15 protein-coding genes and 3 pseudogenes are annotated in these 16,960 nt (G+C 58.7%); 9 read left to right on the forward strand and 9 right to left on the reverse strand.

Annotation, left to right across the window (positions count from 1 at the left end):
• The coding region (locus tag BM190_RS38545) for a phosphoenolpyruvate carboxykinase (ATP) (protein WP_143109188.1) at positions 1-389 on the reverse strand (389 nt) is incomplete at its 3' end.
• Between the two features lie 327 nt (positions 390-716).
• Between BM190_RS38545 and BM190_RS38550 the strand changes: the two are divergent.
• The 3 genes and pseudogenes from BM190_RS38550 to BM190_RS38560 all read left to right on the forward strand — a co-directional run bounded on the left by BM190_RS38550 (position 717) and on the right by BM190_RS38560 (position 2,326).
• Positions 717-1,613 (forward strand): annotated as a pseudogene (locus tag BM190_RS38550) (IS1595 family transposase).
• A 116-nt stretch (positions 1,614-1,729) separates the two neighbouring features.
• A complete protein-coding gene (locus BM190_RS38555) occupies positions 1,730-2,026 on the forward strand; it encodes a type II toxin-antitoxin system RelE/ParE family toxin (RefSeq protein ID WP_092263143.1) in 297 nt (98 codons plus the stop codon).
• A 3-nt stretch (positions 2,027-2,029) separates the two neighbouring features.
• Positions 2,030-2,326, forward strand: a complete 297-nt coding sequence (locus BM190_RS38560) for an addiction module antidote protein (RefSeq protein WP_092263146.1) — start codon at positions 2,030-2,032, stop codon at positions 2,324-2,326.
• Positions 2,327-2,340: 14 nt separating this feature from the next.
• On the opposite strand, the gene BM190_RS40875 is transcribed toward BM190_RS38560, so the two are convergent.
• The 3 genes from BM190_RS40875 to BM190_RS38570 all read right to left on the reverse strand — a co-directional run bounded on the left by BM190_RS40875 (position 2,341) and on the right by BM190_RS38570 (position 3,542).
• A complete protein-coding gene (locus BM190_RS40875; RefSeq protein ID WP_177237537.1) occupies positions 2,341-2,514 on the reverse strand; it encodes a hypothetical protein in 174 nt (57 codons plus the stop codon).
• 283 nt (positions 2,515-2,797) lie between these two features.
• A complete protein-coding gene (locus BM190_RS38565) occupies positions 2,798-3,247 on the reverse strand; it encodes a site-specific integrase (protein ID WP_092263149.1) in 450 nt (149 codons plus the stop codon).
• Positions 3,237-3,542: a hypothetical protein gene (locus BM190_RS38570; protein ID WP_092263151.1), complete on the reverse strand. Its 306-nt coding sequence runs from the start codon at positions 3,540-3,542 to the stop codon at positions 3,237-3,239. The genes BM190_RS38565 and BM190_RS38570 overlap by 11 nt, the downstream gene beginning before the upstream one ends.
• 295 nt (positions 3,543-3,837) lie before the next feature.
• Between BM190_RS38570 and BM190_RS40880 the strand changes: the two genes are divergently transcribed.
• Together BM190_RS40880 and BM190_RS38580 are read left to right on the forward strand one after the other, a co-directional pair.
• Positions 3,838-3,987, forward strand: coding sequence for a hypothetical protein (locus BM190_RS40880; protein WP_177237538.1), 150 nt, complete (start codon positions 3,838-3,840; stop codon positions 3,985-3,987).
• 57 nt (positions 3,988-4,044) lie between these two features.
• The gene (locus BM190_RS38580) at positions 4,045-4,437 is read left to right on the forward strand and encodes a type II toxin-antitoxin system HicB family antitoxin (RefSeq protein ID WP_092263155.1); all 393 of its coding nucleotides are present in this window, start codon (positions 4,045-4,047) and stop codon (positions 4,435-4,437) included.
• Positions 4,438-4,780: 343 nt separating this feature from the next.
• Here BM190_RS38580 and BM190_RS38585 read toward each other — a convergent pair whose 3' ends face one another.
• Positions 4,781-6,205, reverse strand: coding sequence for a hypothetical protein (locus tag BM190_RS38585; protein ID WP_143109189.1), 1,425 nt, complete (start codon positions 6,203-6,205; stop codon positions 4,781-4,783).
• A gap of 112 nt (positions 6,206-6,317) precedes the next feature.
• Between BM190_RS38585 and BM190_RS38590 the strand changes: the two genes are divergently transcribed.
• Positions 6,318-7,931: a tyrosinase family protein gene (locus tag BM190_RS38590; RefSeq protein ID WP_143109190.1), complete on the forward strand. Its 1,614-nt coding sequence runs from the start codon at positions 6,318-6,320 to the stop codon at positions 7,929-7,931.
• Positions 7,932-7,985: 54 nt separating this feature from the next.
• On the opposite strand, the gene BM190_RS38595 is transcribed toward BM190_RS38590, so the two are convergent.
• Together BM190_RS38595 and BM190_RS38600 are read right to left on the reverse strand one after the other, a co-directional pair.
• Positions 7,986-8,465 carry a hypothetical protein gene (locus BM190_RS38595; RefSeq protein WP_143109191.1) on the reverse strand — a complete coding sequence of 160 codons (480 nt, stop codon included), beginning with the start codon at positions 8,463-8,465 and terminating at the stop codon, positions 7,986-7,988.
• 26 nt (positions 8,466-8,491) lie between these two features.
• Complete coding sequence (locus tag BM190_RS38600) at positions 8,492-10,666, reverse strand: multicopper oxidase domain-containing protein (protein ID WP_177237539.1); 2,175 nt, start codon at positions 10,664-10,666, stop codon at positions 8,492-8,494.
• Positions 10,667-11,334: 668 nt separating this feature from the next.
• Here BM190_RS38600 and tnpC point away from each other — a divergent pair.
• Positions 11,335-12,210, forward strand: coding sequence for an IS66 family transposase (tnpC, locus tag BM190_RS38605; protein WP_283806149.1), 876 nt, complete (start codon positions 11,335-11,337; stop codon positions 12,208-12,210).
• Between the two features lie 530 nt (positions 12,211-12,740).
• Here tnpC and BM190_RS41500 read toward each other — a convergent pair.
• The gene (locus BM190_RS41500) at positions 12,741-13,439 is read right to left on the reverse strand and encodes an effector protein NopP (RefSeq protein ID WP_283806150.1); all 699 of its coding nucleotides are present in this window, start codon (positions 13,437-13,439) and stop codon (positions 12,741-12,743) included.
• 393 nt (positions 13,440-13,832) lie between these two features.
• Positions 13,833-14,335 (reverse strand): annotated as a pseudogene (locus BM190_RS38620) (IS66 family transposase); the annotation flags it as partial.
• A gap of 1,527 nt (positions 14,336-15,862) precedes the next feature.
• On the opposite strand from BM190_RS38620, the gene BM190_RS38630 reads away from it, so the two are divergent.
• Positions 15,863-16,591: a hypothetical protein gene (locus BM190_RS38630; RefSeq protein WP_092263175.1), complete on the forward strand. Its 729-nt coding sequence runs from the start codon at positions 15,863-15,865 to the stop codon at positions 16,589-16,591.
• Between the two features lie 175 nt (positions 16,592-16,766).
• Positions 16,767-16,960, forward strand: a pseudogene (locus BM190_RS38635) (helix-turn-helix domain-containing protein); the annotation flags it as partial.

Genomic DNA, 16,960 nt, shown 5'->3' on the forward strand with positions numbered 1-16,960 from the left:
TAGGCCGGGTCGGCGCCGCCATAGAGGTCCTGCGCGAACAGCTTCTTGCCTTCGGCGTGCTTGAGGAAGTCCTGATAGAGCGTCTCGAACTGCTCTGCGGTGATCGACTGGTTGCCGGCCCACCACATCTTCTTGTCGGTGGTGGCGTCACGCACCGTGAACTTGTCCTTCGGGCTGCGCCCGGTGAACTCGCCGGTGTCGGCGCAGAGTGCACCGTCAGCGGACAGCACCGCCTCGCCCGCAGTGAGCGAGTATTGATAGAGTTGCGGCGCACCGAGGTTCCAGTGAACCTGCTTGAGCTTCTTCAAGCCGAATTTGTCGGCCCCGAACCCGTTGTTGCGAACACCCGTTTCAAACCGCGGCTGCCGAACGGGCGAAACAGGTCCCAAGTCTTCTATCGTTCCATCCGGATATCGTCGGACGAGCCGTCCATTTCGGGATCCTGTAACTGGCAGCCCTGCGTCCAAAGTGCGTCGCGCCGCTTCGCCCCAAGCTTGACGAGCGGCACCCTCGAGATCATCCCAAGTCAGATCGTTCACTGTTTTGGCCATTCAGACAAACCTAGTAGCTAGGGGCGCGCCAGACAATCTGCTCCAAAACCGTACCTTAAATTGGTTAAGATCACACGGTCACGCTTTGTTCCGCTTCTGGCGATTATATACTTGACACCACAAACCGCAAGCCCTAGGATTCTGCAATCCTAGGGAGTTGTGGGTATGTCGCAGTTCAACGCGCCGCACTTTCAGAGCCACGAAGCAGCCCGCGAATATCTTGAGGCCATCCGCTGGGGTGGCGAGCGCGTTTGCCCGCACTGCGGCACGGTCGGTAAGTCGTATGCGAACGCCAAGAAGCCGGGCGTGTATCGTTGCGGTGCCAAGGAATGCCGCAAGGACTTCACCGTCACGACCAAGAGCATGATGGAAAGCAGCCATATCAAGCTGCATATCTGGTTGCAGGCGTTCTATCTGATGGCATCGAGCAAGAAGGGCGTTAGCTCGCATCAACTCCACCGCGCCCTTGGCGTTACTTACAAGACTGCTTGGTTTCTTACCCATCGTATTCGCGAGGCGATGCGTGCGGGTGGCCTGCTTGCCCCTCTTGGCGAGGGCGGCAAGGTCGTGGAGCCGACGAGACGTTCTATGGCTTTCTAAGGCCAGCCAAAGACCGGCCGCCGCGCGTGGTCGAACAAGAACGTCTGGTTGAGCGCGGCGGTTCTGCCCGCAGCTTCCACGTTGATGGCGTTCGCGTCGGCGACCTTATGCCAATCATCCGTGAAAACCTGAGCCGTGAAGCTTAGTTGATGACGGACGAGCACTACACCTACAAATTCATCGCGGAAGCTGGTGGCCTCAGCCAAGACACCGTCACCCATAGCAAGGACGAGTACGTTCGCCGCGAAGGCGAAAAGGTGATCTCAACCAACACGGTTGAAGGCTACTACAGCATTTTTAAGAGGGGAATGAAGGGCGTCTAAGCACCTTCACCGTTATCTTGCTGAGTTCGATTTCCGCCACAGCAACCGCGTCGCGCTGGGCGTCAACCATAGGGAACGTGCCGACCGCGCCATCAAGGGAGCTACTGGCAAGCGTCTGACGTACCGCCAATCTAACTGAGCGGGATTTCAGCCGCTGGATTCGGCGGCTGCTGCGTCAGAATTTGCGGTCAGGAGGCGGAACCGTTAGTTCAATAATAAGTTGACAGGTCGGCATGTGTAGCTTATAACATACACATGCCGGTAATTAGAGAAACAGAAGAATTCTCTAATTGGCTCAATAGTTTGCGTGATGCCGTTGCTAAGGCGAAAATCCTAGTTCGCATCCAAAGACTAGCAAACGGCAATCCCGGCGACGTTAAGCCAGTTGGTGACGGAATAAGCGAGCTGCGCATCCATCACGGGGCGGGCTATCGAGCTTATTTTCTCCAACGAGGCAAGGAGTTGATCTTTCTTCTTTGTGGTGGCGACAAAGACTCGCAAGAAGCGGATATCGCCAAGGCCAAGAAGATGGCGAGTGAGTTGGAGGAGTGAGCGATGGCCAAAACGAGACCCTTTGATGCGGCCGAGTACCTCGATACTTCAGAGGCAATCGCCGCCTATCTCAGTGAGGCGTTTGAAACTAATGATCCTGGTTTCATAACCGAAGCCATTGGTACAGTTGCTCGCGCTCGGGGGATGGCTGCCCTAGCCAAAGACACCGGCCTCTCCCGCGAAAACCTCTACAAAGCACTTAGCTCAGAGGGCCACCCAGAGTTCAGCACGGTTATGAAAGTGCTTAACTCACTGGGGGTCGAGCTTCATGCTGAGCCGAAAGTGGCAAAGGTTGCCTGACCAAAAGCCCGGCCCTAGCCGGGCTTTTTCTTTGCTTTCTTCGCCGCCATTTTTGCCCCTCGCCTCGGGACCTTGGGCTTATCCTTCAATGGCTTCGGCGGAGTGCTCATCCCAGCCTTGAGCGCATCCAAGAAGCGGGATTGGGCTTCCGCCTCAGAGTACTTGTCGTGCGATTGGCGCTTGCTCATGGGCCGACTTATAAACCATTGGATTGGAACGGGTGGCCTCGAATCCTTGCGGATTCCCAATGTCTTAGTTATATTGGGCATATGGCGCGCCGCCGGTAGGACGGCGACGCGCCACGTTTCATGCCTCAACTACGTTGTTGCATGTTACCCTCCTTCGGGGCTTACCGTGACCGCCCCGTTTCCGTGAGCTACTCGGGGTCTGCACCCTTTCGCTTCCCCTCTGCATCAGTGCCACGGCCTCATGCAGACGGATTTCAGACGGCGCCTTCGGGCGCCGTTCTATTCAGTGAATGCGCTCCTCATCGCTAGGCTGCATAAGCGCACTAATCTTCACGTTCTCTGTTTTCACCACAACGCCATTGCTGACATCGCTGTTGCGGATGTCCTTAGGAATTCCGGCATAGTCAGCAATCCTGCGCCACTGACGACGATATTCGACGCCGGTGTAGGGAAGGCCGCTGTGTTCGTTGATGATGATCGGCCCCCTCTTAGGAAGCACGCCCCCATAGATCTTCTGCAACTCCTCCAGCACCATCTTTGTCTGCTTTAAGTCTAGGGCGGCCTCATCGCCGTCGATGTAGCTACGGAAGATCATATCGCCATCGACATCTTCCCAACGAAGGCCGGTCAGCCACTTCAATTCGTTCGAAATGATGTCGGACTCACCTATGTCCAGCATCGAAACCCATTCACCGATTACGACGCGCTGGGGCAGCGAAAATTCATACTGCAATACTGCAACGCCTGCGCAAGCGCGATTGACGGATCCAATGCGCCTTTTCGCGGATGGCGTTGACCTGATCCAACGTCAAACCAACCTTCTCGCGCGCGGTCGGGACCGGGAATTCAAGCCGGTTCATGATGAGGCTAAGACGAATGCAGGCCTCGTCATTCAAGACCGTGACGCCAAACGAGGCGAGCAGCCGGAGCTTGGTCACTATGCTATGGCCGAGCGCAATCCGGCCGTCCCCAACCCACTTCTTGTGATAGCCCTTCAGGAACTCCGCGTTGATCTCGTCCAGCGCCATCGATCCGATTCCTCGTGAAGGCGATTATGGACGTTGTCGTAGTTGGCGCGAACCTTCGGCTTGAGGTTTCTGTAGGGGGAGCGAGGATCAGTCCGATTAAAGACGAATAAGCGTCGCAATGGTCATCGCGCCGCTTTCTTCCACGCATTTCGAGGCGGGCGTAGAACCGATACTCTGCGCCTGCGGATACACTATAACGGGCAGTTCCGGCGCCTGGGGTACCCCGGGCGGCTCGGCTGCCTGCCTATTGACGACCTCAAGGTTATACTTGAGGAGCAAGCTTTCGAGCGTAGCCATGTCGCGCGCGCGCACATTGCGAGAGTGCATGCGCATGGGCTACAAACAACCCATGAGCTACCGAGATTCGACAGCCATCAAGAAGGCGCTTGAACTTGAGAAGGCCCGCCGCCTCGCGGAGGCGGAATCGAGAAGCAAGCCGATCTGAAGTTGAAATGACGCCGCATAGAGAGGGGCACCGGCCCACCCAAGGAGGGGAGCTCACATGCGATACTACATTGCACTGATCCATAAACACGCGGACAGCGACTATGGTGTTTCATTTCCCGATCTTCCCGGTGTAATCACCGCTGGTACGGATCTGGATGACGCGCGGGCTATGGCCGCTGAGGCCTTAGCCCTTCATCTGCAGGGACTGGTGGAAGATGGTGAAGCCGTGCCTGAACCCTCGTCTCTTGAGGAGATCATGGGGAACGCAGAGAATAGAGGCGCAGTTGCCGTGCTCATTCCAGCGCCGGCGGAAGAGGTCAAAAGTGTTCGCGTTAACGTCACTCTTCCCGCTGACGTTCTGAATGAGATCGACCAGTACGCCGAGCAGCACGGCTTCACCCGATCCGGTTTTCTTGCTCAGGCCGCCAAGAAAGCGATAGCGGCCTGACTGGAGCCGCGTCCAGTCGGTTGACCTGACGCGCGGCAAGGGACCAGATTCCGACGATGAGCGAAGCCCTTCGATCGCGAGCGCATCGTCGGCTGAAGCATTCGGGCAGGCAGTTATTTCTTGCTAAGGGCTAGGTCCACCAAGCGCCGGACAGCCTCTGGTCTTGTTAAGGCATCGTCCCTCTGCTTCGCGATCCAACCATCAAGGGCTTGCAGTTGGTGCGGCGGCATTCGGTTGAGCCTCCTCCCGGCGCAGCCGTCGAAGAAACCGCGTCGAACATTCCAGACCGCGCTGGCGACGCCCAGACCAGGCGCAAGCAACGGCGATCGTCCTGTGTCCGCCTCTATTTCGAGAAAGTAGCGTAGGCGCCCATTTCCTTACTGGTCTTATTCAGTTTGAGTGCATCGTTGAGGATCGAAAGCTGTTCCTGCCGGACCGGTTCCGGGAGCGCTGCCGATACGGTGCCCGCATGTTCTTCCTGAAGTTTGCTGCGCACTTCCTCGGAGCCCGAAATTGCATACCCCCGGGTGGACTGAATCGCCAGATCGCGGCTGAGGGCGCGAACATCGTCATCGTCTAGTCCCTTCGATCCGGGGTTCGGCGCCTTCACCAACGACAACCGTTGCTCCCAGAATCCCTGTTGCGAGGCACTCCTGAGGATGGAGATATCCTTTTCGGGCAGGTTATTGCGGTTGGCGATCGTTCCCATGGCTAGGGGGGCCGCAAGCCGGGCACCGATGTCCACGTCGGTCTTCTCGGGCGAGATGTTCGTGTCAATAATCTTCGCCAACAGCGGTATCGTGTCCTTGTTTCCGATCGCACCCAGCAGCACGATGATGTTGCTCCGGTACGGGGCAAACTTCGGATCAAAGAGCATTTCCTGGACCTTCGGGAGATCGCCCTCGTATTGCTTCAGCTTTTCAAGCGGAGGGTTATGGAGGAAGGTCTGCTTCACGAACTCCTCCACCGGCATGCGAGCCGGCTCAGCCGATTGAGGCGTGACCCCAGTCGCCTGCGCCAGTTCGATCAGGCCGCCGGCCGGCATCGGCATCGCCGCAGCTAAAGGTGCAGCACCTGCGGCCGGCACGGCGCTGCCCAAGACAGCACATTCGCTGTCGTTGATGGAGCGGTTGGTGGGTCCAAGCCCCGGCGCCATCACGGAAAGACTATCGAGCGCATTGTGTTGCAATCCGCGGGTATGACCGAACTCATGCAGCCAGGTGACGGGTTCTACACCGCGATTGAAGCTGTCCGTCAGGCCGAGCACCCGACGGACGACGACGAGGCCTTGGCCCGGCACGGGAGCGCAGCCCAATGCGCCAGGCACCAACCCTCCGCACCAAATGATCCTCTCGACAACCTTGACACAGGCGTCGCCAGTAAATTTTGTGAATTCGCTTTCGAGCGCCAGAGACCTTGGAAAAACAGATTCGTCGAACGGCGCGACATTGCCCTGCCGCGACAACTTCACTCCTTGGCATGGCAACCTTGTCGTGCCCACCTCGCTCAGGATCGCGGATGCGCGCGACAATATGTCGTCGACGTCTGCGTCAGTGAGCGGAATCTTGTTGAAGTTGCGCACACAGATCGGATGATCGATGCCTTGCGCATCTGCCGTCTGGACTTCCGACAACAAAAATGCGGCGAAACCGGCGATTGCAAGACGTCCCAGGAGCCCGGCAACATGTCTGTGTCGCATCGCTATCACCCCTCTACTTGAAAAAGCTGGGCGAGGCTCGAACACCCGCATCAGGGTCATATGGAACATTATGTGCCCCATACAGGATTAAAGTCAACTTACTCGACTTTCGGTTGCGTCCGTCCGGCGCTATACTGCCTCTGTCTCACCCTTGGGATTAGCCGAGATCAGGGAGGCCATAATGGCGATTTCGCGCCGAACTTTCATTTCCAGTTCCTTATTGTCGATGGCAAGCGTTCTTCCCTTGAGCCTAGCCGACGCGCTGCTGGCGCAAGCTGCCACCCCCGTGAAGCGGCGCGATGTGAACGGCACAGATGCCGCTGCCGTCGCCGCGGTGAAATCCTATCGCCGGGGCGTCCTAATAATGAAGGAAAGGCCACCTCACGATCCCACCAGCTGGACGTTTCAGGCCAACATTCACGCCTATCCAGGCAGCAAGGGCGTGATGAACGACGATCCCGAAAAGGAGTTTCGTGAAACTTTCCCTGATACCATTCCGGGACTATCACCTGCAGAAAGAGCACGGCGTCTTCAGATGGCGCGGACGGTCTGGAATACCTGCCCACACGGGCCTGCAAGTTTCCTTTCCTGGCATCGGGTCTACCTTTATTTTTTCGAGCGAACTGTCGCCGCGGCAGCGGGCGAGGCAACCTTCGGCCTCCCTTACTGGAACTGGACGAAGGACAGATCCTTGCCCAAGTCGTTCTGGGAAAGCGTCGACGGCGTCCAGGACAAAAACGCTCTGTATTGGAGCAACCGCAACCCGGGAATCAATGGCGGCGCCGACGGCTCGCCTCCGACCCGTGCACTTACCCAGTCCAACGTACGGATCGAAATGCTGTCCGATCCGATCCTCGACGAACGGCTGCAGGCCGGCGATACGACCGGTTTCGGAAGAAGGATCGAGCAGAGGCCGCATGGCCCCGTGCATACGACGGTGGGCAATGATACCGGCATGGGCTTTTTCGAAGCGGCCGCGCGCGATCCCATCTTCTGGCTGCACCATGCCAATATCGACCGGCTTTGGGAAAGTTGGTCCAAGCTACCGGGGCACGCCAATCCGGCAACCCCAAGCTGGCGTGCCGACAGGCATTCATTCGCCGGTCCGGATGGCCAGCTTACGTCGCTGACCACCGAACAGGTACTTGTAGCCGCGCAGATCCTGCAGCAAGCATATGAGTATGATCACGAGGAGACGTTGATCTTGGCAGCAGCCCCAGCTCCGACGCCGGCGGCGACCGTGACAACTGTAGCGGGGGAAGCGCCGATCCCGCGCTCCGCGCCACAGCCCGGTGCACCGGCTGCGGCGACCGCTTCACAGCCGGCGATCGCGAAGGTCGAGGCGGTTACGCTGTCGGACCAACCGAAGGAAGTCACATTGACGCCCTCTGGGCCTGCCGCGGCGCTGCCAGCCGGCGCCGCGCCGAACGAGCGCTGGATTCTCGTGCTAAGAGACCTTTCCGTCGTGCAAAGCCCTGCGGATAGTTTCGCCGTTTATATCAACTTGCCGGACGGCCAAGCCACAGATCCGGGCCGATCTGAACCCGCACAGTATTTCGTCGGAGAGCTCGACTTCTTTTACGCGGTGCGCAAGGGAAGTAAGTCCGGCGGGCAGCATACAGGCCACGGCGTCGAGGCGCCGTTATGGGAGCGGGATGTCACCGCCATCCTTCGCAGGCAAAACTGGGGGGGCGGTGCCGTTAAGGTGACAATCGTGCCGACGGCGGGCACCGTCGATCCAAAATCGGAGCCTGCCATCGGTTCGGTGGAATTGATACGGAGATCGGGCGGATAAGAATGCCGCCGTCAAGGACAAGAGCGAGGCCCCGGAGGTCGGGGCCTGCTCGGGTCACGGTTGGAGCTTGAGCGTTCCGGCCATACCTGCGTGATGGATCACGCAATAAAAGTCGACGGGATCCTTAAACGTATTCATGACTTCGAGGCGCAAGCTTCCTGTGAACGCTACGCCGAATCTGCTTGCGGCCCCGCAATCAAGCTCGCGCAGCACAGCATTCGGCTTTGCGCTGCTTTCTTCGCCGCATGCCAGGACGGGACTTCTATCCTCCACCGGAGCCCCCCCGTCGCTCCGTTTGATGGTGACGATTCCGTGCGGAATAGCGCCGGCGATCTTGACCTCGACGATGTCAGCTATCTTCAGCTCGTCGACAACGAGAGGTGCCGCAGGTGTCGATTTCTTGTCCTTGTAGGTCCACGAGATTCCTTGAGTACCGATGGTGAGCGTATCGGCCGCAACCACCGGGCCGGCACAGGCAAGAGATCCCCCAACAACAAGACAAGAAACGGATAAGCGCTTCGACGATTTTCTCATTCGGCGTTCCTTCCATTCGCGGTGATCTATTGCAACAACGGTCCGGGCGTGGCGGACCACACTTCGATCGGAGCCATCAGTCCTTTGTCCTCGTGCTTGAGGATGTGGCAATGGAAGACGAACCTTCCGATCTGCTCTCTGGCGTCGAAGCTCATGATGACGAATACCCTGCCGAACGGAGGGATCGGAATCGTGTCGTGCCAGCGGCGCGTTGCACCGGGATCAACGTCGCCCAACGTCTGGTCGTCATAAAGATCGTAATTCGGCGTATCAGGTGGGCATCCGCCGGGGTCGCAGGTGCGGGCCGGGCTGGGCGGTTCGATAAAGTAGTTTTTCTTGAGCTCCTCGGCCATCGCGAGCCGGAACTTCATTTGATGGATATGAAAGTTGTGCAGGGTGCCCGTCGCATTGAAGAGAACCCAGAGTTGCTTGTGACTACCCGCATGTGCAGTGTCGTCCATGAAGATGCACACGTGCCGCTTGGTCCAATCGACCAACCCGTCGGCCCCGACATATTCCTCAAACGGGTAGCCTCGAGGCGCACCCCCGGGTTCTAGGCCGAGCGCAACCGTAGTCTCTTGCGCGTCCGCCGGGACGTACTCTCCCTCGTCCTTCAGTTGCGTTCCTGTTGGGCGGATGATTTCGGTGAGGACGCTCCAGTCGGTCTTCAGTCCACTCGAGGTCTCTCCTCCGGGAATAAAGGTGACGCGACGGAATTCACGGAAAGTCGGATCCAGGTCACGGACACATCCTTCGGGTAAGGTAGCCCTCGCGCCTCCAAGCGGACCGGCCGCTTGTGGCCCGGTACCGTGGCTGGCGATTGGAGCGTTCAGCGCAACCAATACCTTGCTCGTACCAGCGTTCGGCTCCAGCACGATGCGTGCGAGCTGAACCTCGGGCCATTCGTCCGTTCCGACCACGTGCTTCCTGCTTCGCAGGACATAGACCTGCCGGACAGCATGAGGCTTCTCGTCGTTGCGGACATAGATCTCGGCGCGGGTGGCTGGCATCATCAGCACGTTTTCGTAGTTGACCGCCTGAACCGGCTTCTCGGCCTGCCCCGGAGGAACCGGGGCCGCCGGGACCACACCGTCGAGGCTCAGGATGGTTAGCGGCAAGACCGATCCGTCAGCCTCGTTACGCAATTCGAGCCAGTAAGGAATATTGGCGCTGAGATTGCCCAATCGAATAAGAAGGTTTCGATCACCTTCCACCGTGATCGTCGGGAATAGCTGACCGTTTACAGTGAACAGCAACGCCGAATCCTGGTTGCGCTGACAGAACCCGGTCCGAAGCGCCGGGTCGGCATCCAGTCCGGAATTGTCGGGCTTCCACACACCGCAGCGTCCACCGGTCGGAAACTCCCGCGCGCCCGGATCCGGATCCCATTGGGCGATATCACCATCGGCCTGATCGGGCCGCTTGTTGATTTTCACCGGGAGATCGCGAAGCAGGGCATACCGCACCTTGGTCCTGCTCCGCAGATCGCGCGTGTCGCTGTCCACATCATTGCGGCAACTAGTAGGATTGTTAGGGTCCTTCAGGCAGCCCGCCCTGACGTTGGCGGTGGCCTCTCCGACCGACAGCAAACCCGACATGCCGCCCATCACTTGATCGGACGAAATGCCATGCATGTGGGAGTGGTACCAATTCAGGCCGAGAGGATGCGCAATGTACCCTTCGGTCTCCAGGACCCGTGCGTCGAGCGTCTTCTCGCCCGGTATCGGCACCTTATAATCGAAGCTGTTCGGGCTTCCCTTGGCGTTGAGACCGGACTTGAGATAGACATAGACGTTGTCACCATCGCCGGTTTCGGCGGCTTTTGGCCGCGCATTGTTGGGCGATACGATTCCGCCGTGAAAGTAATGAAGGTTCGTCGGATTATCGTGGCCGCTCCCGTGGCCCATACCCTGATGCTGCTTCGGAGACAACCCGTTGACCAGACGCGCTGACACTGTGTCGCCCGGCATCGCTTCGATGACCGGTGTCAGATAATTTCCGTTGTAATTTTCGGTGACGACCTTGTAGCCGCCCACGTCGATTGCGGCACTCGCGGCCGTCAACTCCACTTTGACCTCGCTATGGCCGTTGCCTGCAGGCGTGACGGTACAGATACCGTTGAGCGCAGGTTGCGTCGCGGTGAGCGCCGAGCACACGAGCGGCTGGACCAGTTCTGCGGCGAGTGCCGGTTGCAGCGTCATGAGGCCGAAGCCAACCGCAACGACCCACTCCGTCCTTCGGGCCGGCAGGCGGCAGTATCTGACGCCGCACCTCACACCCCGATTTCGTTCCGTGATGGCCGTGAGCATGCGGGCTCCGAAAATAAAATCAGCAACATCAACCACAATAATTAACAACTATCGACGCCTGAAGCCGACCGAGCGACAGGAAGCGGGCCTCTCCACGAAACACGTCGGGAACTCGCCTTAACATTGTTTCCCATGATAGCTTCTCTTTTTTAGTGTCGTCAACGCGCTTGGTATCGCGAAGCACGCCGGACGGAGCTGACACTCGGGCGTCAACCGCGGGCCGGCCCTCCGGTAGGCACGACGCCATGCTTCGCAAAGCGAGGGCGCCGCGAGACGCGGAGACGAAGCATTCAGAGTCGGCTTATCAGGAGCAACCGTTTCGCGGCCGTTTGGAGTTCTTCCGCGAGCACCACCTGACGCAGGGCCATGGGCATCTTGATGCGATAGTCACGGCACTGCGGCGATCGTGGCCTTTGGTGAGAATTATCGACGACCGGTCTTGGCACTCAAGCAGGCAGGCAGCACGTTTCGACGCCCCTGAGCTGTCTCGTACGTGCTCGCCTGTGATGGATTTACGACAAGCCAAGCAAACCGGGAAAACCTTTTGGGCTTGACGAGTGATGTTCGCTTCGACACGCTATGGGAGAGCGCCACGTGCCGTCGGCACGACCGGCCGGATCTGGACATATGTGCGCGACGATCGGCGCTACGGTGGGCCTGCGCCGCCGGCGGCGATCTATTACGCCTCGAGCGACCGACGAGGCGAACATCCCCAGAAGCATCTAGCCGCCTTCGCCGGCATCCTGCAGGCGGATTGCTATAGCGGCTTCGAGCCGTTGTTCGACCCGCAAAAGAAAGCGATGCCGATCACGCCGGCATTCTGCTTTGCCCATGCGCGGCGGGGCTTCTTCGAGCTGGCCGACATCGAGAAGAATGCCAGGGAAGGCCGCAAGGGCAAACCGGTCTCCCCGATCGGCACTGGAGTCTGTCAGACGCCTCGATGCGTTGTTCGAGATCGAGCGCGCCATCAACGGCCGCAGCGCCAACGAGCGGCGTGCCGTGCGCCAGGAGCAGAGCAAGCCGCTGCTCGACCACATGCACGACTGGTGCTCCGCGAGCGAGAAACCCTATCGCGTTCCTCCGAGGTCCTGAAGCCCATGAACTACATGCTTAGGCGCTGGGACGACTTCGCCCGCTTCCTCGACGACGGCAGGATCTGCCTCAGCAATAACGCCGCTGAAAGAGCGTTGCGCGGCATCGCGTTGGGGAGGCGCAACTGGACCTTCGTCGGCAGCCTGCGCGGCGCCGACCGCGCCGCCATCATGCTGACGATGATCACGACCTGTCGCCTGAACGACGTTGATCCCAAGGCCTGGCTCGCCGACGTCCTAGCCCGTATCGCCGATATTCCTGCATCGCGTCTGCACGAACTGCTGCCCTGGGAATGGAAGCTTCTGCGCCAAGCCGGCAAGCCCGACGATCAGAAAGCCGACTGACCTTCACCCAACGCTATCATACAGCTCGCCACGCCCGGCATGCGTCAATCAGGCGGCCTTTCGTCGTATGCGTACGATGCTGGCATCTGCTCCTTTTTGATCTTGCCATGCGTCCGCTGCCGGCGAGCCGGGGTGGATGGTCTCGTTGTTCGATGAGTTGGCTGCCCGACACTTCTCGAGATTACCGCCTACGAAGAAAACGGCCAACGAAGTCCTCCTCACCCCGCGAACCCGGAAGATTCCAAGCAATTCTGATGGCGAGGACACAATGACGCTCGCGCATGCCATACGCAATCCGCTTCTCCCGCCCGAGCCACAGTCGAAAACCCCGGCTGGAAGCTGGGGTTTTCTTTTGTGGTATTATAGGCACCAACTCTCCTAAACCGCCGCGGAGCGGTCAGTACAGTGCACCTCACGGATTGAGCCGAATTTGACTTCGGCTTCGTTCCGTCCAAGGCTCGATCGTAAGCCGCAGGTGTCGGTTGGTCTGCGCTCCTGCTCCACCTCAATCGATTGGTGGAGATCTCACGTCACATAAAGTCTCCATCCGAATCGGACTCTGGTGAAGGTTCATCATCGCTCGGCGTTTTGACTTTGGAGAGATACATCGGAGAATTGGTTGCACGCTGCCATTCACCATCCCTATATCTCCACTGTCTGGACTGGGTGGGATCGAGTACCATATCATTGTGATCTACATCAACGAAGCCCATTTGTTCTGCACGGGCTCTCGCTTCGTCATTAGCAGGACGCCAGTTCACCAGCGGCCGTTCGCCGTCTTGCCGTAGCTGGTGCTCAAGCAGAATATCGCCGGCGTTGCCGACGAGCGGATGAGCAACCTGAAAATCCACGATTGATGTGACGTCAGTTCGTCCGGGGAACTGTTCTCGCCACCGTTGGCTGGTGAACTCAGTCGCCATAGGAAATCCGGCTTCCGTTCTTTGGAGGCCGACGCTCCTATTTCCCAGTTGGTAGCTGTAATATCGGGCGGCATCAGAATCCCTTCGGATCGCGAAACTGCTAGCGACATCCGCGGTGCGCCTAGCTCTTTCGGATACAAATTCTGAGTATTCCTGCGGATTGTTGGCGATATGATTGATCTCGTCACCATGAAAGCTCCTCACCCGTTCCCGGAATTCGGCTTGGTCGATCTCAACAACGGGAGATCCTGAAGTGAGGTAATAACTCGGCTGCGAGGATGAGCTGGCACCCGAATCCTGCAATCCCATTCTACCGAACGCGTCCGCGAAATAGTCAGCATTCCTGTGCTCTGGGGAGCTCGCGTAATGATATTCATCAGCGGATGGAACATCCGACCAATTGTTAATTCGACCGCCCAAAGCGACCACTCCTATGGCTGTTGCATTGTGTTCAGGTCATTAGACCTGACTCCGCCGATAAGCAGCTTAGCTGTCCGTAAGCTGACGCCGACAGAAAACCGGAAAGCAAAATTCCCTAAAACGATAGAGCGAGCCCGGCGAGAGCGTGCAGTTCGGCGCCGCGTTCGCCGGAGCGTGTTCATAACTCGGCCGAGCTTGAGATCAGCGTGAGCGAAGCTCCGTTCCCACGATGGACGCGCCATCAGGAATAACCCGCATCAGCAAGCCTTTAGTCTGGGCGATGTCATGGAGGGAGCGAGCGAAGCCTTCCCAGCGCTTGAGCATATAATTGATAGGCTTCAGCACCTCGGGCGAGCGCGAGAGGGTTTCGCGCTCTGCAGCGGCCAGGCGTGCATGTCGTCGAGAAGCGGCTTGCTCTGTTCCTGAGGGCGCGCCGGTCCTTAGCGTCACAGCCCTTGATATCGCGCTCGATCTCGAACAACGCCTCCAGCGGTCTGATGGCCTCCAGTGCCATGGGGAGGACCGCCTTTCCCGTTTTTGCCTTCCCGAGCATTTTGCTCGATGTCAGCCAGCTCGAAAAAGCCTCGCCGGGCATGGGCAAAGCAATACGCCGGCGTAATGGGCAGTGTGTTCTTCGGCGGGTCGAACAGCGGCTTTGTAGCAATCGGCTTGCAGGATGCCGGGGAAGACCAGATGCATCTGGGGATGCTCGCTTCGTCGGTCGCTCGAGGCGTAATCACCGCTGCCGGCGGCGGGAAGCCGGCGAATGGCCGGTCGTCGCGCTTATGTGAATCTCGCCATAAGCGGGATTAGGCACACCCCGTGATTAACCCGTCGAGGCTCGAACCTAAGACCAGAGACAGATCTGAACCAACACCCTGGTTTGACCCACAAATGTTTTATTTTGAACCTGTATAAACTGCGCGTTGCAAGCTCATGTCGAGATTTGGACAGAGCTCGGCCGAAGCTCTCGAGCGAAAGCTGAGTGGAGTTGCTCATGACTACTGAGCGGAATCCCGACCCTGTGATCCTGTTGTTCGCGATTGCCGTCGTAGTCGCGGCTCTCGCCGCATTTGTCACCACGTTTGAGCGGGTCGAGACCATCACAGCTCATGACGAGACTCCCTCTGGCACCACGGGCTTGGGCAAGCCTCGGCCGCCTCTTCAGCGCGCACCCGACCAACCAGTAGGAAAGAAGCGCCATCCGGCGCAGGGTGCCCATTGTTGTGGTGCGGCGTCAGACCCGCCGCCTTTTGCCGAGTGACCGGACTTTCGAATGAAAGCTGACTCGAAAGACAAAGCGAAAGATGCGCAACGACAACCCTCTGGTGTCCGGGAGTCTTCCACGTCACGCCACCGTATTTTGGGACTTGTATGGTCCTACCTCCGATTGCATATTCTTCCCGTCGCCGCGTGCATATTGATCTTAATCTTCATTGTTCGAGGCAATAATGAGTAATCGACGTCAGGTTTACAACTATTCGGCTATTCTACGCGAAAGGGTTGAGGGGCTCATCGCATTATTAGGCGAACTACAGACGCTCCGGCGTCGCCTGCTAGCGGCTAACGCGAGAAGGATTGCTCGGCGTATTCCGAAGGCCGTGCGGAGAAGAAGAGTTCTGCGGCGGCGATAGCTGCCGTTCAATGCAGCGACCGCGCGTCCCGCTTCCACGTTGATACGCAGCCACTCAGGTCGCTTGACGAGCACCTGCATCTGGAGCCATTGCCCGCAAGACTGACGCTTTGGAGAAACAGTTTTCCTGGCACTTTGACCAGCGCGCGATTGTTAATTTGCGTCGTGTGGGCGACTCAGACCTGCTCCCCGTACGAAGCAGACAGAATGTAAGGGGCGGGAATGATTGTACGCGCGGGGGCCGTTGTTGCGGTGTTGCTGATGCCGCTGGGGTCCGAAGCCTTCGCTTCGCGTCACGACAGGCCACAACGCGCATATCTTGCAGCGAGGTCAGATACCGGTGGCTGAGATGTACGCCCGTCACCACGGCGCTACCGAGGCACAAATCGAACGGCCGCGACGTTGCTTTGCCTTAAACGAGACCGCCGAAGCCGACCGACCACGCGCTTATGCCGATTGAAGGGTAGATCGCCTCCCCGAACGCCGTCTTGCGTTCACCCCGAAGCTCGACCAAATGGACTGTACTTTGCAACCTTGAGGAGCTGGTCCGGCCTTGCATTCGCCCCCGGATATGGTGGCACAAGCACAATGAATCCATCCCTCCGCCAGGTTTGAGCCCCATGGCTGCCTAGGTCGGCGCGAAGGGTCATCCGGGTGGGCGCAACACCGGGAGTTTTCGATGTCCGGTTATTTCCGATTGTGCTTCGTCAGTCTCGTTCTTGTTGAAATTCTTTCGACAGCGCCTGCCTCCTCCAATCCTCTCGCGGATCTCTTCAATACTGCTGCAGCCCAACCTTCGGTGACCTCTCCGCCTCAAGCGGAATGCTTGGGAAGCCCAGGCAACTCGGCTCCCGACGGCCAACATTGGGTCTATCGACTGGACGGACATCGCAAATGCTGGTTCCTGACTGAAGCTCCGGCGAAGGTGAAGAAGACAGTTCGTCGCCGCATGGCCAAAGATAGCAATGCCAGTTTGGACGAGAGCGGGACCCCGCGGCCCAGGCAGAGCGGAGTCCTTGATGCGCGCGCGGAGTTGCTGCGCTCGACACCGCCCTTGCCTCCCCAGCCGCCTCGACCCGAGCTTAAGGTAGCTGATGCTGGCTCTGAGAACAGTACAAGCACTGTTCTGACATCGGCGGCTCTCATCGCCCAGAACAGTCGTCGGCCCATGCTTTACCGGCCGACCCAAGATCATCAAGTCGACGTTGAGCAACTTCTTGCGGCCACGCCCACCAACGATGTGACTTCGTCCGAACCTCGGAGTGTTTCAGTCGACCCACGCCTCGACGGGAACGGGGCGGTGAGCCGGACGGCAACCTGGCTCGGCGTACTGCTGATCATGCTAGGCATGCTCTCGATATTGAGCTCGAGCCGCTCGCTTCGGCGCGCAGCCCATTTGCGCTACTAAAGCGCAGGAAATAGCTGACGAGGCGTGCGGTCAAAGAGCTCCAGGCGCGGTATAGCGGAACTGTCATTCGGCCTGCAATATTGACCCCCTAAGCCGGGGGATCGGCGTCCAAAATTGACCCCCTACAGGTTGGTCTGTTGCGCTGCCTGCTTCGTAACAAAGCAGGTGGTGGAGGATGCTGGTCGTGGAGACGATTGCGCGGATTCGGCGCGAGCACTTCATCAAGGGCAAGACGATCAAGGAGATCGCCCGTGACCTGAAGGTGTCACGGAACACGGTCCGCAAGGTTCTAAGGTCGGGAGAGACCTCCTTCGAGTATGAGCGGCAGGTGCAGCCGCGGCCAAAGCTGGGACGATGGGCAGTAGAGCT

Source organism: Bradyrhizobium sp. Rc3b (genome assembly GCF_900114915.1).
GTDB lineage: Bacteria > Pseudomonadota > Alphaproteobacteria > Rhizobiales > Xanthobacteraceae > Bradyrhizobium.

Bases quoted from the DNA above. Each gene is read 5' to 3' on its own strand.
- BM190_RS40875 (WP_177237537.1), bottom strand. From the start codon at position 2,514: ATGAGCAAGCGCCAATCGCACGACAAGTACTCTGAGGCGGAAGCCCAA.
- BM190_RS38630 (WP_092263175.1), top strand. From the start codon at position 15,863: ATGTCCGGTTATTTCCGATTGTGCTTCGTCAGTCTCGTTCTTGTTGAA.
- BM190_RS41500 (WP_283806150.1), bottom strand. From the start codon at position 13,439: ATGGGATTGCAGGATTCGGGTGCCAGCTCATCCTCGCAGCCGAGTTAT.
- BM190_RS38570 (WP_092263151.1), bottom strand. From the start codon at position 3,542: ATGGCGCTGGACGAGATCAACGCGGAGTTCCTGAAGGGCTATCACAAG.
- BM190_RS40880 (WP_177237538.1), top strand. From the start codon at position 3,838: ATGTCGCGCGCGCGCACATTGCGAGAGTGCATGCGCATGGGCTACAAA.
- BM190_RS38590 (WP_143109190.1), top strand. From the start codon at position 6,318: ATGGCGATTTCGCGCCGAACTTTCATTTCCAGTTCCTTATTGTCGATG.
- BM190_RS38560 (WP_092263146.1), top strand. From the start codon at position 2,030: ATGGCCAAAACGAGACCCTTTGATGCGGCCGAGTACCTCGATACTTCA.
- tnpC (WP_283806149.1), top strand. From the start codon at position 11,335: ATGTTCGCTTCGACACGCTATGGGAGAGCGCCACGTGCCGTCGGCACG.
- BM190_RS38595 (WP_143109191.1), bottom strand. From the start codon at position 8,465: ATGAGAAAATCGTCGAAGCGCTTATCCGTTTCTTGTCTTGTTGTTGGG.
- BM190_RS38555 (WP_092263143.1), top strand. From the start codon at position 1,730: ATGCCGGTAATTAGAGAAACAGAAGAATTCTCTAATTGGCTCAATAGT.
- BM190_RS38580 (WP_092263155.1), top strand. From the start codon at position 4,045: ATGCGATACTACATTGCACTGATCCATAAACACGCGGACAGCGACTAT.
- BM190_RS38600 (WP_177237539.1), bottom strand. From the start codon at position 10,666: ATGACGCTGCAACCGGCACTCGCCGCAGAACTGGTCCAGCCGCTCGTG.
- BM190_RS38585 (WP_143109189.1), bottom strand. From the start codon at position 6,205: ATGTTCCATATGACCCTGATGCGGGTGTTCGAGCCTCGCCCAGCTTTT.